Source organism: Acinetobacter sp. 22301, assembly GCF_052045285.1.
Taxonomy (GTDB): Bacteria; Pseudomonadota; Gammaproteobacteria; order Pseudomonadales; family Moraxellaceae; genus Acinetobacter; species Acinetobacter pittii.
Genome location: NZ_JBQEOR010000015.1, coordinates 33,924 through 49,924 on the forward strand (window position 1 = coordinate 33,924; position 16,001 = coordinate 49,924).

Annotated in this window: 13 protein-coding genes and 1 pseudogene; 5 read left to right on the forward strand and 9 right to left on the reverse strand. The window is 41.1% G+C overall.

What is annotated here, in order from left to right:
- Positions 1-44: 44 nt before the first annotated feature.
- Positions 45-1,040, reverse strand: coding sequence for an adenosine deaminase (gene add / locus ACTJJH_RS16980; RefSeq protein ID WP_440601492.1), 996 nt, complete (start codon positions 1,038-1,040; stop codon positions 45-47).
- Between the two features lie 403 nt (positions 1,041-1,443).
- Here add and ACTJJH_RS16985 point away from each other — a divergent pair, with 403 nt between their 5' ends.
- A complete protein-coding gene (locus ACTJJH_RS16985; protein WP_033848162.1) occupies positions 1,444-2,619 on the forward strand; it encodes a zinc-binding dehydrogenase in 1,176 nt (391 codons plus the stop codon).
- An 89-nt stretch (positions 2,620-2,708) separates the two neighbouring features.
- Here the strand turns inward: ACTJJH_RS16985 and ACTJJH_RS16990 are convergent, their stop codons facing one another.
- A complete protein-coding gene (locus ACTJJH_RS16990) occupies positions 2,709-3,656 on the reverse strand; it encodes a LysR substrate-binding domain-containing protein (RefSeq protein WP_440601493.1) in 948 nt (315 codons plus the stop codon).
- Between the two features lie 245 nt (positions 3,657-3,901).
- Between ACTJJH_RS16990 and ACTJJH_RS16995 the strand changes: the two genes are divergently transcribed.
- The 3 genes and pseudogenes from ACTJJH_RS16995 to ACTJJH_RS17005 all read left to right on the forward strand — a co-directional run bounded on the left by ACTJJH_RS16995 (position 3,902) and on the right by ACTJJH_RS17005 (position 7,953).
- On the forward strand, positions 3,902-5,122 hold the full coding sequence (locus ACTJJH_RS16995; RefSeq protein ID WP_002055095.1) for an acyl-CoA dehydrogenase: 1,221 nt from the start codon (positions 3,902-3,904) through the stop codon (positions 5,120-5,122).
- Positions 5,123-5,349: 227 nt separating this feature from the next.
- Positions 5,350-6,671 (forward strand): annotated as a pseudogene (locus tag ACTJJH_RS17000) (MFS transporter).
- A gap of 52 nt (positions 6,672-6,723) precedes the next feature.
- Positions 6,724-7,953, forward strand: a complete 1,230-nt coding sequence (locus tag ACTJJH_RS17005) for a CaiB/BaiF CoA transferase family protein (RefSeq protein ID WP_440601494.1) — start codon at positions 6,724-6,726, stop codon at positions 7,951-7,953.
- An 88-nt stretch (positions 7,954-8,041) separates the two neighbouring features.
- Here ACTJJH_RS17005 and ACTJJH_RS17010 read toward each other — a convergent pair whose 3' ends face one another.
- Together ACTJJH_RS17010 and ACTJJH_RS17015 are read right to left on the reverse strand one after the other, a co-directional pair.
- Positions 8,042-8,701 (reverse strand): VOC family protein, encoded by a 660-nt coding sequence (locus ACTJJH_RS17010; protein ID WP_322977303.1) that lies wholly within the window; start codon positions 8,699-8,701, stop codon positions 8,042-8,044.
- A gap of 14 nt (positions 8,702-8,715) precedes the next feature.
- Positions 8,716-9,264, reverse strand: coding sequence for a TetR/AcrR family transcriptional regulator (locus ACTJJH_RS17015; protein WP_322977301.1), 549 nt, complete (start codon positions 9,262-9,264; stop codon positions 8,716-8,718).
- A gap of 97 nt (positions 9,265-9,361) precedes the next feature.
- Here ACTJJH_RS17015 and ACTJJH_RS17020 point away from each other — a divergent pair, with 97 nt between their 5' ends.
- Positions 9,362-9,895, forward strand: a complete 534-nt coding sequence (locus ACTJJH_RS17020) for an HPP family protein (protein WP_005129579.1) — start codon at positions 9,362-9,364, stop codon at positions 9,893-9,895.
- Positions 9,896-9,973: 78 nt separating this feature from the next.
- On the opposite strand, the gene tcuB is transcribed toward ACTJJH_RS17020, so the two are convergent.
- The 5 genes from tcuB to ACTJJH_RS17045 all read right to left on the reverse strand — a co-directional run bounded on the left by tcuB (position 9,974) and on the right by ACTJJH_RS17045 (position 15,865).
- A complete protein-coding gene (tcuB, locus tag ACTJJH_RS17025) occupies positions 9,974-11,107 on the reverse strand; it encodes a tricarballylate utilization 4Fe-4S protein TcuB (RefSeq protein ID WP_086266006.1) in 1,134 nt (377 codons plus the stop codon).
- Positions 11,097-12,503 carry an FAD-dependent tricarballylate dehydrogenase TcuA gene (gene tcuA, locus ACTJJH_RS17030; protein WP_032036853.1) on the reverse strand — a complete coding sequence of 469 codons (1,407 nt, stop codon included), beginning with the start codon at positions 12,501-12,503 and terminating at the stop codon, positions 11,097-11,099. The genes tcuB and tcuA overlap by 11 nt, the downstream gene beginning before the upstream one ends.
- A gap of 103 nt (positions 12,504-12,606) precedes the next feature.
- Entirely contained in the window at positions 12,607-13,536 is a 930-nt protein-coding gene (locus ACTJJH_RS17035) for a LysR family transcriptional regulator (protein WP_440601495.1), read from the reverse strand.
- Between the two features lie 132 nt (positions 13,537-13,668).
- Entirely contained in the window at positions 13,669-14,463 is a 795-nt protein-coding gene (locus tag ACTJJH_RS17040) for a substrate-binding domain-containing protein (protein WP_368579262.1), read from the reverse strand.
- A gap of 91 nt (positions 14,464-14,554) precedes the next feature.
- Entirely contained in the window at positions 14,555-15,865 is a 1,311-nt protein-coding gene (locus ACTJJH_RS17045) for an MFS transporter (protein WP_014208455.1), read from the reverse strand.
- Positions 15,866-16,001 lie beyond the last annotated feature (136 nt).

Sequence of the window (16,001 nt, forward strand, 5' to 3'; positions counted from 1 at the left end):
TGTTCTCTGTTCTCTGTTCTCTGTTCTCTGTTCTCTGTTCTCTGTTATTGATATTTCTGCCTTAACTCATCTTTTTCTTGATCTGATAAAAATGCGATTTTAAGTCCATTTTCTTGAGCTGTATAAATTTGCTCAGGGCTTAAACCTGCTAGTGGGGCAGCAGTTAAATATTCATGCTGTATCTCAATGCCTTCAACTGCTGGGTCATCTGTATTAATGGTGGCAAGCACACCATGTTCTAAAAAAGTCTTTAATGGGTGTTCTGCTAAAGAAGGCACTGTGTTGGTTTGAATGTTCGAAGTCAGGCAAGATTCAATACCAATCTCATGTTTAGCCAAATAATCTAAAAGTTTTAAATCTTGAACTGCTTTAACACCATGTCCAATTCGTTCAGCACCTAATTCTTCAATGGCTTGCCAAATACTTTCGGGACCAGCAGCTTCGCCTGCATGTACGGTAATGTGCCAACCTGCATTACGTGCTTTTTTGAAGTGGTCAATAAATAAATTGCCCGGAAAACCAAGCTCATCTCCAGCGAGATCCAACGCTTTAATATCATTTTTATGGGCAAGTAGGGCATTTAATTCTTTTTCGCAGGCTTCTTGACCAAAAGTACGACTCATAATGCCGATTAAATTCGCTTTTACTCCGTAAGCTTGACTACCTTCTTTTACTCCAGCAATCACAGCTTCAACAACTCCCTCAAGGGAGAGTTGATGTGTCATGCCCATATAACCTGGTGAAAAACGCAGTTCTACATAGTCTAGGCCTTGCTGTGCTGCATCCTGCATATTTTCAAAAGCAATACGTTTGCAGGCATCTAAACTTGCTAATACTTTTACGCCCCAATCGAGCTTAGATAAAAAACTTAATAAGTCAGGTTGGTTATCCATTACTTGTACATGCGGGCGTAAAGATTCAATGTCGTAGGCAGGTAAATCTAAATGGTATTGTTGCCCCAAGTCTAAAATAGTTTGAATGCGGATGTTGCCATCAAGATGGCGGTGTATATCTGTAAGCGGAAGCGTTTTTGTAATCATAAATTTCTTCTTTTCTGTTTGCATCAATTCATCATGCCTGTTTAGTTGCGCTGATAAAAGTTTGGATTTGCTATGTTTTTGTGAAAAGCGTTGAGTTGAGTTTTTTGAACTTACTATATTTGTATTAGTTTTAATTTTGATGACATTGTTCTGGCCTAAGAAGACAACGCAGTCTGTGTAAGATACGAGCACCAAGATTTTTATTGTTTTTAATTTCGCTGAGCCTATTTTTTGTTGACTCTTCAAGAGTGGATTGGCTGAAGAATGGTCATTGGTATTTTTGGCTTTTACTTGTAAATATGAATAAAGGCTTGCTAAAGACCAAACTGATAAAGCGATTAATTTATCTGTAGAAATCTATTTCTGGCAAGTAAATGAAAAAGAAGAAATAGGAAGCACTCAAATGAAGTCGGTACTTTGTCATCAAGCAAAACTACAAGTGGTGGACCAACCAAAATTAACCCCTGCTAAAGGACAGGTTTTATTGGAAGTGGTGCGATGTGGGATCTGTGGCTCTGATTTGCATATGCAGCATCACTGCGACCACATGCATGATTTAGCTGCACGTGTAGGGTTTAATGGTTTAGCGAAGTCTACAGACCCGTTTGTACTAGGACATGAGTTCTGTGGCAAGGTTTTGGATTATGGTCCAAAAACACGTCATAAATTTAAAGCCGATACACTTGTTTGCGCAATGCCTCTTTTAAATGTAGATCAGCATGGTTATTTATCTACAGGGCTTTCTCCAAATGCTTCGGGTGGCTATGCCGAGCAAGTATTGGCTCAATCGAGCTTGATGTTTGAAGTACCCAACGGTCTAGATGCCGATAGTGCTGCCATGACTGAACCTATGGCGGTTGCATTGCATGCTGTTCGCCGTAGCCGTGTGAAAACTGGTGAACCTGCAATTGTGATTGGCTGTGGTCCTGTCGGGTTAGGTGTCATATTAATGCTTAAAGCGGCTGGGGTTAAAACTGTAGTTGCCAGTGACTTTTCACCAAACCGCCGTAAGCTTGCCGAGCAATGTGGTGCGGATATTGTGGTAGACCCTAAAGAGACATCGCCATTTGCCAACTGGAAAGAGTTTGGTTTGCTTGGCAATGTTTCTGACGCAATTAATATGGGCATGGGACTATTTGATAAGTTGCAAGCGACACGCTTACCGTGGTGGCATGGATGGCGCATGATTGATAAGTTAGGTGCTCTGCCAAAACGTCCTGTTATTTTTGAATGTGTGGGTGTACCGGGTGTTTTGCAGCAAATTATTGAAGGTGCACCTTTGTTTTCCCGAATTGTTGGGGTGGGCGTGTGCATGCAAAGTGACAAAATAGAACCCGCACTTGCGATTAATAAAGAGCTAGAAATTCAGTTTGTGTTGGGCTATACACCGCTTGAGTTCCGAGATGCGCTACACATGATTGCAGAAGGTAAAGTGAACTGTTCACCGCTCATTACCGGTGTTGTTGGCTTAGAAGGTGTTACTAATGCATTTGAAGCATTACGTGATCCTGAACAGCATGCCAAAATTTTGATTGACCCTAAACGTAGCGGTTCAGATATTCAATTAATGAGTCATTAATTCCAAAGTCATTTATGCTTAACTAAAAGGTTGTGATCTTATCAATCACAATCTTTTTTTATGCGTATAGATCGCACAAAGTGGCTCAGCTAATTTGAATTACTCTTTAGTAGTTCTAGTTCTTGGTAAATCCATTCAACAAATTTTTGAATAGTCGGTGAGATGTCTTGGCTTGAGTGAATGAGATAGTATTTTCGGCTACCTTTTAGTTTTTTATTAGAAACAATCACCAGTTCCTTTTTTTGTAGTTCAGACTCAATCAACATTTGTGGAATTAGAGCCATTCCCATGTCATGACTGGCAGCAACGGCAAGCATCGAAAATAACTCATGGCGTTGTCCATCAAAAGGTTTCGGGTGCTGCATGTGATGGGTCAGAAACCATTCTTGCCAAATGCTAGGCCGAGTGGTTTGTTGAAGTAGGGGGATTTTCAGTAAATCTTCAGAGCTTAAATCATAGGTATTTTCATTGATCATGACTGCATCTGGAAAATACTTTTCGATGAGTCTCGGCGAGCACACGGGTACAATTTCTTCATCCATTAAATAATGTGCTTGTATGCCGGGCCAGTGATCAATTTGCTGCTGCGTACCTGCAAAAATAGCAGCGTCAAAAATATTGTCATTAAATAAAAAGGGCTTGGTACTGGTTTCTAAGTGAACCGTAATTTCAGGGTGTTTTTGATTTAAAAGATGGAGCTTGGGTAACAACCAGCGCGTTGCAAAGGTAGGTACTACACCTAACTTTAGTGTGCCACCTAAACCTTTATGAGAAATCACATCGGCTGTACATTTCTCTAGTCCTAACAAGTAAGGTTTAATGCTTTTAAAATACTGCTGACCTGCAATGGTGAGTTCAACACCATGCCGAGTACGTATAAAGAGTTCAACGCCCAAGAAATCTTCTAACTGCTGAATTTGGCGCGAGACTGCACTTTGGGTAATACATAACTCTTGGGCAGCATAGGTATAACTTAGATGTTTTGCTGCACTTTCAAAGCAAATTAGACCCTGAATGGATGGGATACTTCTTCGCATAAATAAATCCTTTTATTTGTCGTCATATTTCAAAACAGCATATGACCTAAATGCAGAGAGCAGAGTTTAGTATAAAAATAAGCCATTTTTAATGAAATACAACGAATTAAATATCTAAATTTAATGCATCTTATTTTAAATATGCGTAAGTCGCATATCTGCATGAACATTTATCGTTTGATTACTGCATTTTTCACGCATAACATCGAGTTAAATAAAGAAGATCAAATCAAGCAGAGGATGCGATGAATCACATGGTGACAACAAAAAAAGCAAAAGTTCAATTTAACTGGCAAGACCCATTTTTAATTGAGCAACAGCTTACCGAAGATGAGCGCATGATTCGTGATGCAGCTCATGCCTATTGCCAAGAACGTTTGCAACCACGTGTACTTGAACAATTTCGTCATGAAACAACAGATCCATCTATTTTCCGTGAAATGGGAGAGCTCGGCTTACTGGGTCCAACCATTCCTGAGCAATATGGCGGCGCGGGTTTGAACTATGTGAGTTACGGTTTGGTTGCACGTGAAATTGAATATGTCGATTCGGGTTACCGCTCTATGGCGAGCGTGCAAAGCTCATTGGTCATGGTTCCGATTCATGAGTTTGGTACTGAAGAGCAAAAGCAGAAGTACTTACCTAAACTAGCTACGGGTGAATACATTGGTTGTTTCGGTTTGACCGAACCTGATCATGGCTCAGACCCGGGCAGTATGATTACCCGTGCTAAAAAAGTTGACGGTGGTTATCGTTTGACTGGCGCCAAAATGTGGATTACCAATAGTCCAATTGCCGATGTATTTGTCGTTTGGGCAAAAGAAGTTTCTGCTGAAGGTAACGTGGGTGATATTCGCGGCTTTATTTTAGAAAAGGGCTGGGAAGGTCTATCTGCACCTGCCATTCATGGCAAGGTTGGTTTACGTGCATCGATTACAGGTGAAATTGTAATGGATAACGTATTTGTACCTGAAGAAAATGCATTCCCTGAAATTCGAGGTTTAAAAGGCCCATTTACCTGTTTGAACAGTGCCCGTTATGGTATTGCATGGGGCGCAATGGGTGCTGCCGAGTTCTGCTGGCATACCGCACATCAATACACCATGGACCGCAAACAATTTGGCCGTCCATTGGCTGCAAATCAGTTAATTCAAAAGAAACTGGCAGATATGCAAACTGAAATTGCATTAGGCTTGCAAGTAGCTTTACGTTTTGGCCGTATGAAAGATGAAGGCATTGCATCAGTTGAAGGCACATCTCTAATTAAGCGTAATAACTGTGGAAAGGCGCTTGATATTGCTCGTATGGCGCGTGACATGATGGGTGGAAATGGTATTAGTGACGAGTTTGGCGTAGCACGTCATTTGGTTAACCTTGAAGTCGTAAATACCTATGAAGGCACACATGACGTTCATGCCTTAATTCTAGGTCGTGCACAAACAGGCATAGCCGCATTTAGTAACTAACTCATTAATTTTTAAAAGATAGAGATGTTCTTTCGGGAGCACCTTTAGGGATTTTTACGCAAAAATTTATGGAAAATGACAAGATTCATCGTAAGGATACTCATGTGAAGATGTACCTCTGTGTACTTAAATTTGAAAGTAAGTTGATGAAAAGTATAGAAGATTAAGTCATACAGAAAACATAAGTAAGCTACCGATGACTCATTTGGGAAAATGAGGAACTAAAGATGAACAATGACGTTCAAGTAATATCGAAAGAATTAAGAAATACATTTCCAAGTAACCTTGGGACATACGAAAGGATTGGACCTCATACATGGAAATGGGCGTTGTTATTTGCCTATTTTGCAATGGTGGTCGATGGCATTGATATTATGCTGCTGTCTTATAGCTTGACCAGCTTAAAGGCAGAGTTTGGTTTAAGTACCTTTCAGGCTGGTGCATTAGGCAGTGCTTCTTTGGCAGGTATGGGTATTGGCGGTATTTTGGGTGGCTGGGCATGTGACAAGTTTGGTCGTGTAAGAACCATTGCTAACTCGGTGACTTTTTTTCGGTAGCGACCTGTTTATTAGGCTTTACGCAAAGCTTCGAGCAATTTATGGCTTTACGTTTTATTGGTGCTTTGGGAATCGGAGCACTCTATATGGCCTGTAATACCTTAATGGCTGAATATGTGCCGACCACTTACCGTACAACGGTATTGGGTACATTACAGACTGGTCAGACCGTAGGTTATATTGCTGCGACGCTATTAGCTGGCGCAATTATTCCAGATCATGGCTGGCGTGTTTTATTTTTCCTGACTGTAGTACCTGCTTTTGTTAATATTTTCCTACAACGATTTGTGCCAGAGCCAAAATCTTGGCAGCTCACCAAAATTGAAAGCTTGCAAGGCAATAGACAACCTAAAGAAAAAGTGGTGGCTGAAAAGCCGAAAAGTAGCAGTATCTACAAACAAATCTTTAATAATTTTAAGCACCGTAAAATGTTTCTGTTGTGGATGACCACAGCATTCTTCTTACAGTTTGGTTATTACGGCATTAACAACTGGATGCCAAGTTATTTAGAAACAGAAGTGCATATGAACTTTAAAAACTTAACCAGTTATATGGTGGGTTCATACACTGCAATGATTTTAGGCAAAATTTTAGCAGGTTATCTTGCTGACAAATTTAACCGTCGTGCTGTTTTTGTGTTTGGAACAATTGCCAGCGCTGTGTTCTTGCCAATCATTATTTTCTTCAATACCCCTGACAATATTTTGTATTTATTAATCACTTTTGGCTTCTTATATGGCATTCCATACGGTGTGAACGCGACTTATATGGCTGAAAGTTTTTCAACCGATGTGCGCGGAACAGCCATTGGCGGTGCTTATAACATTGGTCGTGTTGGGGCAGCGATTGCACCAGCCACGATTGGATTCTTAGCGTCGGGCGGTACGTTTACCATGGCCTTTATTGTGATGGGTGCTGCGTATTTTGTTGCGGGTGTATTGCCGGGTCTATTTATTAAAGATCGTCAGTACGATCCACAAAGACAATCATAAACAATGACAAGAAGGTGCGTTGAGTACCTTCTAAAAGGATAAGGGTATCGTTATGGGTGCATTACAAGGAATTCGGGTTTTAGATTTAAGTCGTGTGCTTGCTGGGCCGTGGTGTGGGCAAATCTTGGCAGACCTTGGCGCAGAAGTGATTAAAATTGAACGTCCTCGAGTAGGTGATGATACCCGTATGTGGGGTCCACCATGGATGCCCGATCAAGATGGAAACATGACCCGTGAGTCTGGTTATTTCCAGTGTACCAACCGTAATAAATATTCGGTTGCGGTAGACATAACCACACCCGAAGGTCAGGCCTTAATTTATGAAATTGCCAAGACTGCCGATGTCGTGATTGAAAATTATAAGACAGGATCTTTGGCTAAATATGGTTTGGACTATGCTTCCTTAAGTGAGCTAAACCCAAATATTATTTATTGCTCGATTACCGGTTTTGGGCAAGATGGCCCACGTGCAGAAGAACCCGGTTATGATTTTATTATTCAGGGTATGTCTGGCTTAATGAGCATTACTGGCGAGCCTGATGATGTGGCAGGCGGTGGTGCACAAAAAGTTGGAGTGGCTGTGGTAGATATTCAAACTGGTCTATATTCCACCATTGCCATTCAGGCCGCATTGATTGCACGCTCACACACGGGGCGCGGTCAGTATATTGATATGTCCTTACTTGATGTACAGGTCGCGGCACTGGCAAATCAGGGAATGAACTATTTAGCCTCAGGTAAAGCCCCACAGCGCATGGGTAATCAACACCCAAGTATTGTGCCGTATCAAACTTTTAAGGCTAGGGATAAAGAATTTATTATTGCTTGCGGTAACGACAAACAGTTTAAAGATTTGTGTATTGCGATTGGTTATTCAGAGTTACTCGAAAATGAAAAATTTGTGCGTAATCAGGACCGCGTAAAACATCGAAATGAACTGATTCCTTTATTGTCGGAGCACTTTTTGCAAAAAACTGCTAAAGAATGGGTCGACATGATTCATGCTTTAAAAGTTCCCGTAGGTGTCATCAACTCTATTGAAGATGCCTTAGTTGAACCACAAATTGTGCATCGTAATTTGGTGGTGAACATTCCTCATCGTTTAAATAAAAACTTTCAAACGATTGGTTCACCCATGAAGTTGTCTGATACTCCCGTTGAATATCATCATGCACCACCAGAACTAGGTGAACATACCGCTCAAATCTTATCGAGATTTAAAACAGCAGAGGAGCTTGCTGCATTAAAAGAGAAGGGCATTATTGATGGGAAAATTGCTTAAGCTATTGTGGTTTTTAATGTTATTTAATTTTAATGAAAACTGTGATTTGAAGTAAATCACAGTTTTTTTTTATTGGAAAATAAGAGCCTTAATATTTAAAAATAAGCGGTAGTTCTGGTCTAAAATCATGAATCATTCCTTGAGGCTCATGATCAAAACTGATTTCCATTAAATGCTCTGATCCATCTGTCACTTCAAAATGATCGAGCGCGTTGAACAGTAACGAAGTAGGGTGCTGTTCGAGGTTTGGAATAGAAACTTTGATCGCGGTGATTTCTGATAAATCTTTGCTATGCACAAGTGGTTGTTGTTTTTCTTTTGCAGCAAGGTCTGGTCGTGAAGCAAATGAAAGGAAGAACCACATCGGTTCAGATACCACAGCATCCTTGGCAACATTTACTTCTAAGCTGGCTGGTAAATAGCTTGGCTTGTACACCCAATGAGGAAATTTTGCGCCGTTATCATCTTTATTTTTAGGGCGAAAACAAATACCAAAAGGGGATGCGATATTATCTTGAGCACTGAGTCGTTCAAAAAGCAGAGTTGGTTTGGTGAGATCGCTTGAGGCTTCTTCTGGGTTATTTAAAAAGATTAATTCGATAAAGCTATTTTTAAAGAAAAAGCGTCTGTTTTCTGTACCTTGACCCGGATGCTTGTTGGATGAACCTTCTGTTAGACCGAATTTTTTTAAAGTTTCAGCTTCGGGAGCGCCTGATTGTACACAAATAAAAATATGGTCCACTTCCATTTTAAGTTCTCATGCTAATGTTTATGAATATTAAATAATTGATTAATAGAGTTTTTCATGTTTGTCGCAAGTATTTCATCGAAACCATCGACTAAAAAGCGGCTAATTAGCCCTTCAATCACCGTATAGATCAGCTCAGATAAAGCTTCACCATTGGGTATATTGCAGTTTTGCGCAATCAACACTTTAATCCATTGTTTATGGGCTTTAGAAATAGAAATAATGTCTTGATCATCTTGGTTAGATTCAGCGACTGCTCTTACAAATAAACAGCCTTTAAAAAAATCTTGTCTAAACCAATTGGTGTGCCAATCCAGAATTTTATTTATGGCCTCTAACCCTGTTGTATCTCCTACATAGCCCAAAAGGCTTTGCTTGAATCGCTCATCACGTGCAACGAGCACAGACTTAACCAGTTGATTTTTATTTTTATAGTACGTGTACATGGTGGTTTTAGAGCAGCCAGATTCATCACGAATCAAGTCAACGCCAACCCCGCCAAAACTATTTTCATTAAATAACTTCTCGGCTGTATCTAATATTTTTAAGGCAGATTTTGACATAAAACTTTTCCAAAAAATAAAATAGTACAGATCTGTACTATTTGAAATTTTATCTATATGCTTTTTAAAAAGCAATGTCTGTTTAAGGAATAAAACCATGTTCTCGATCTTTTATGGCAAAGAAAAACTGGCTCCGTCGCCCACTAAAGTTGATGTCTTAAGAAGCCTTGTTGGGGGGACACTCAGTATTTTTATACTGTTGTGGTTGAGTAAGCTCACACACAATATCTTTATCATGGCGCCGTTTGGTGCAACCTGTGTATTGCTCTATACCGTATCGCAGTCACCTTTGGCACAGCCGAGAAATATCATATTTGGGCATCTTATTTCGGCTTTTGTGGGTTTGTTTTTTCTAAAATTTGTCGGTGTTTCCATTTTTACAATTGCTTTTTCAGTGGGTTGTGCCATTGCGCTCATGCAAGTTTTTAAATGCGTTCATCCACCTGCTGGGGCCAATCCTTTGGTTATTTTACTCACCGCAAGCAGCATACATTATGAGTGGAGTTTCTTAATTTTCCCTGTTTTGGTTGGTGCAGTGTCTTTAGTTTTAGTGGCGATGCTCATTAATAATATTAAAGCGAGTACGAAGTGGCCAATGTATGGCTTGGGAATTTTAAACAGTAAAAAGTAGGGATGGCATGAAGTGTTTTGAGCTTAAAAATAATAAAAGTATTCACTACGCCAAGATAGTGAATACTTTTGAATGAAATTATGACTTCTTAGAAATACGTTCTTCGATGGCAAATTTGAGTAAAGAAGCGCTGCGGTAAAAACCATGTGCGAACTTTCCAAATGGCATGGTAATAAAGAATGTCATGACCGTAGCTAAATGGAAAATCAGTAAAAGTGCCATGTAAGGGGTATTACGAAATGCCATGAGTGCTAACCCTGAAGCGCTAACGATAAGTAGAAGGAAAATAAAGCCTCGATCTACAGGTTTTTGCTCACGGTCACCATGCAACGGATGGCGTTTAAGATTTAAATAGAGCAAACCGGATGGTCCAATCACTAAGCCAATTCCACCCAGAGTTCCTAAAATCACAGGCAAGCTTAGGTAAGGATAAGGTGCATGTAGGTCAAGAAAATAATGATATAAAGTCGCTACACCTGTAGCTGCAAAGCAGAGCATAAAGCCATAAAAAGTCAGGTGATGGAACACTCGGCGGATTTGTGTGTAACGGTCATCTTGCTCATTACAGCCTTTGCCATGTCCACCATCTAAATATTTAAGTGTTAATACATTTTGGGTGGCTTGAACTAGGTCTGGTTTTTCAACTTTGCCATGAATGACTTTTGAGGTTTGTCGCCAGAATTTACTAATCCCGATGCCGAGCAAAACAATCGCAACTGTAAAGGTCGCTCCAAACAATAGTGCTAAAAAGTTATGCGGGAAAATCGCATAGAAATTACCTTGATAGCCTGCAAACAGGTCGGTGCCTTTGTACCACACTACGGCTAACATGCAAAAAAAGAAAATAAGTGTTAACACCGAGACAAAAGGAATACCCACAGATTTATAAAGTCGACCTAAAGGCTGAGGGGTCGCAAATTCTTGGTAAGTTTCTAAACGTACTTGTGCCATCGCTTTAGGAATGTTTACTCCAAACTCATGCGGTGGGGCATATTGGCAAGCGTGTAAACACGCACCACAGTTATGGCACAGGTTTGCGAGGTAATGAATATCGGCTTGATTAAACTCAAGACGTTTGGTCATGGCCGCAAAAACAGCGCAAAATGACTCACAGTAGCGACAAGCATTACAAATCTGTAGGGCTCTTTGAACTTCTTGCTCATGGTCAGAGAGCTGAACAACTGGAATTAGGGCTTTGCTATTAGCATTCATGTTCAACTCCTTGTGAAAGTGCATAGTGGGCTGCATTTTTTCCGGCGATGCGTCCAAACGTCGTTCCGATTGACATACCAACGCCTGCGGTATAACCCTGACCAAGTACGTTACCTGCCATCATTTCACCTGCGACAAACAGGTTGCTGCTTGGCTTATTGTTAAAACGCACAGCAGCATCGTCTTCTACTTTTAAGCCTAAATAGGTAAAGGTAATGCCGGGCTTAAGGGCATAGGCATAGAAGGGTGGCTGGTCGAGAGGAACGGCCCAGTGGGTTTTGTTGGGAACAATATTTTCGGTGGTGCAGTCATCTAAAACAGTATGGTTAAAGGTGCCTTGCACACAGGCTTGATTAAATTCTTCTACGGTATGGCATAAGGTTTTGACATCTAGCCCGATTTTTTCGGCTAACTCATGAATGCTATTTGCTTTTACGCCAGCAAATACAGGTGGCATAAAGCGACCAATCGCTTTTGAATCAATAATCGAATAAGCAATTTGCTGTGGCTGTTTGGCAACAAGACGGCCCCAAATCGCATAACGTTTTGGCCAGAAGTCTTCGCCTTCATCATAAAAACGTTCAGCTTTGTTATTGACCACAATTCCCAAGGAAACGCAGTCAATACGAGTACAAATACCACCGTCATATAACGGTGCTCTTGCGTCTACAGCGACGCAATGCGATTGTGATGGGTCACCAATAATATCGGCGCCTTGATCTATCATAAATTTAAGCAAATTGCCTTGATTAAAGCGGGTACCACGAATAATGAAGTTATCGGCAGGCCATTCGCCATTTTCATTTTGTCCCCATGCTTCTCTTAACCATTCCAAATTTGACTCAAAACCACCTGCGGCCAATACACAGCTTTTGGCTTTAAACACACGGCCATCTTCAGCAATTGCAGCTTCAAAATGTCCTTGGTTTAACTTTAGATCTTTAATTTTTGTGTTGTATAAAATTTCGATGCCAAGTTCTTGGGCACTACGGTAATACGCATTAATGAGGGCTTTACCACCACCCATAAAAAACGCATTGGTACGTGCAACATGCAAAGCACCCGATAGCGGCGGCTGAAAATTCACCCCATGTTTACGCATCCAGTCACGACAAGTCGCCGTGCTACGAATGACCAGACGGGCTAAGTGCTCATTGGTTTTGCCCGCAGTCACTTTAAGTAGGTCTTGCCAATATTCTTCTTCGGGATAGGCATCGACCAATACATCTTGAGGAGCATCATGCATGCAGCGAAGGTTACGAGTGTGTTGTGAGTTACCACCACGCCATTCTTTAGGTGCTGCTTCTAGCACAAGCACAGAAGCGCCACTCTCTTTTGCCGTGAGCGCGGCACACAGTGCGGCATTCCCACCACCAATTACAATCACATCATGCATGGATTTCTCCCTTTCTCAGCTAGGGCTAATGTAGCTTTAAAAGGAAAGGTGAAGTGAGAGGCTAAGCTTGAATGGGTGTTTAGTAAAAATAAACACTAAGCGCTTAAGTATTTATGAGTTCCGCACCGGGCCAGCGCTTTTCATTAATCAAGTTGCTTACACAGGCGCGAATCACTACTTTGGTGGCTAAAGTAGCAGGTGAGATTTCTTCTTCAGAGAGGCTAATTAAATAGTTAATGCGTTCAATTGCAGGTTCTACAATGCGCAGTAAACATAGGTCTTGCCGTGAGTTTAACGATGCACCCGCAGGTTGGATGGTTGCCATTTCGAGTTGGCTAATGCTTTCCATTAACAAATGCAGCCCATCAATTTCATAGGCCACTTTAAGCTGATGAATTTTCTGTTCGAGCAACAAGCGCAGCCCATGTCGTTGACTCGGTAAAATCAGGGGAAGTTCTTTAAGCTGCGAATGAGTAATGGTCTGAGTATCGATACAGCTTTCAAGGTGGTACTGACTCAACACTTCTTTAGGCGAGATTAAAAACATCTGTTCTTTGACTAAAGGCTGTATGGCCCACTGTGGGTCGACATCGTCACTAAAGATGATGGCAACATCGAGCTGCCTTGCATTTACCAAGGCTTTGAGGTCACCCGATAACCCTTCAATTAAACGGACTTTAATATCGGGATAACGATTTCTCATGAGTTTTAAAAAGTTTGTGCCAATAACAGCTGCAACACTCGGTGAAAAACCGACGGTGACGTGACCACTTAAACGTGAGGAATGCGCAGAGTCTACAGCATGGTCTAAGTGCCTAAGCGCCAGCTGCACTTGTTGAAAAAAAGCTAAACCCGCAGGGGTGGGAACCGTACCCAAAGCGGTACGTTGTAAAAGGCGAATAGAAAGCTCGCTTTCTAATTTTGAGATTTGCTGGCTTAATGCAGAAGTTCCAATATCGAGATTTTTTGCAGCTTTCCCCAAGCTTCCTGACTCGATCACTGCAATAAAATACTTTAATTGTTTAAGTTCCACGGCAAATACTACATTAACCTTTATGGATTAATTCTACACTGGTTTATTGCTATAGTTTTTGTTCTATTGCTTTGAGTAAACCACTAAAAGAGAAAAGGCAACATCACCTCAAGACGTTGCCTTTTAGAGCTTTTATTCTTTAACCTGCTCAAGACCCTGTTCTTCAATAATTTGTGTTGCTTGTGACGATTTCACAAATTTAATTAACTCTTTTGCGACTTTTGCATGTTCCGAATTTTTACCAATGCCTGCCGCAAATACCGTCACTTTTTGATAAGGCGCAGGAATTGGGCCGACTAATTCAACTTGACCATATTTGCCAGTAAAAGGTTTGATTTCACTAATTTGCTGGAAACCAATATCAAACTGGCCTTCGGCAATACGTTTTGCAACGCGGTCGCCTACCACTTTTTCTGCTTTACTCGAAATTACTTTGTACTCGATAGGTGGGAAGCTTGGGAAAACATCTTTTTCAAGATGTGTACCGCTCGCACTTGCTGAATAGCCGATGTGCTTGGCATTTAATAAAACTTTTTCAAATTTTTCTGCAGAACTAATATCTGGCTTTGGTGCACCTTTAGGCACAGCCATGCCAATGCTTGAATTTACTAAAGCACTTTGTGAATTTGGGTCTACATAACCCTTTTCTGCGAGCTTGTTGAGTTCAGGTGCAGCTAACACAACGACATCAAAACGTTCACCACGATCGAGTCGATTTGGAATTGCAGTTGGTGATGCACCCATTGATGAACCAGACGAAAGGTGAACCGTGTGACCAGTTTGTTTTTCAAATAATGGAATGAGTTTTTCCATAGATGAATAAAAACCGCCTGAGCTAATCACTTCGATTGTATCTGCGTTAGCAAGAGTTGAGCCTAAGCCAGCACCAGCTAGGCAAATGGTCATGAAGATAGGGGACTTTTTCATAGTATCTCGCTTTAATGACAGGAGAACACAGTACGGAGATTTAAGATCTGCCGTACTGTTCATTAAAATTTCAGGTTAAGTAGTTGTTGTTTTAAGCGCTAATTTTTGCAGGTTCAGCAATCGCGTCAGTATTTTTCTGTTTAGAACCGCGGCATAGATACAAGCTTGAGATGAGGCTACAGACCGCAGCAAGCATGAGCCAGAAAGCAGGGGTACTTGGGTTGCCTGTGTTTTCGACAAGGAAGGTACAAGCCATTGGTGTCATACCACCAAAAATAGCGGCTGCAAGGCTGAACGCTAAAGAGAAACCAACTGTACGCACACGTTTCGGCATCACTTCTGCAAGGGTTGCGACCATGGTTCCGTTGTACATACCAAAGAAGAATGAGAAGTAAGCAAGCGTAATTAGAAGGTTTGAGAAACTAATGTTGCTCACTAACCAACTTAAAACTGGATAACTTGTAAAGAGAGCAAGTGTGGTAATACCGACTAGAACTGGGCGGCGACCAATTTTGTCTGAAAGCAAACCACCCATTGGTAACCAGAAGAAATTAGACAAACCAACAAACACGGTTGCTAAAAGGCTATCTGTTACTGACATTTCTAAAGTACGTTTTGCATATACTGTGGTGTAAACCGTAATGAAATAGAACGTGGTTGTAGTCATGGCACTCATCATCATACCTGCAAGTACGATGCGCCAGTTGCTTGCCAGTGTGCTGAAAATTTCTTTTGTTGAAGGATGAGTCTTTTGTGCTTTAAAGTCTTCGGTTTCCTCTAAAGTACGACGGAACAAGAAGATTAACGGAATAATCAAACAACCGATTAAGAACGGAATACGCCAGCCCCATTCACCCACTTGAGCAGTAGTTAAGATGGTGTTGAGCCAGTAGCCAAGTAATGCGGCAAACACAACAGCAACTTGTTGGCTGCCAGACTGCCAGCTTGTGATAAATCCACGATTTTTATCCGTTGCAATTTCTGCTAGATAAATAGAAACACCGCCAGATTCAACACCTGCCGAGAAGCCTTGTAATAGACGTCCAATCACCACCAAAATCGGCGCAATAATACCTATGGTTTCATAACCCGGTACAAAGGTAATTAAGATGGTTCCGATGGCCATAAGACTTAAAGTAACAATGAGACCTTTGCGTCGACCAACTCTGTCGACATAAGCGCCCAAGAAAATAGCGCCGAGAGGACGCATAAGAAAGCCCGCAGCAAATACGGTAAATGTCATCATTAAAGAGACATATTCATTTTCAGAGTGGAAAAATTTTGCCGCGATATAAGTGGCATAGAAACCAAAAAGAAAAAAGTCGTACTGCTCTAAAAAGTTGCCACTCGTTACATTTAATATTTTTTTAAAAGTAGCCCTACGGTTATTCACGACATCCATTGGAGACCTCCTTGGCCTGACAAAATGGAAACATTCACGATTTTCGAGGCTGGACCTAAATTGATTCAATCAATAAATCTAAAGAGCAAATGGGTTAGAGATGAGATTTAGCGAGGTCCTTTGCAGAAAATGTGAT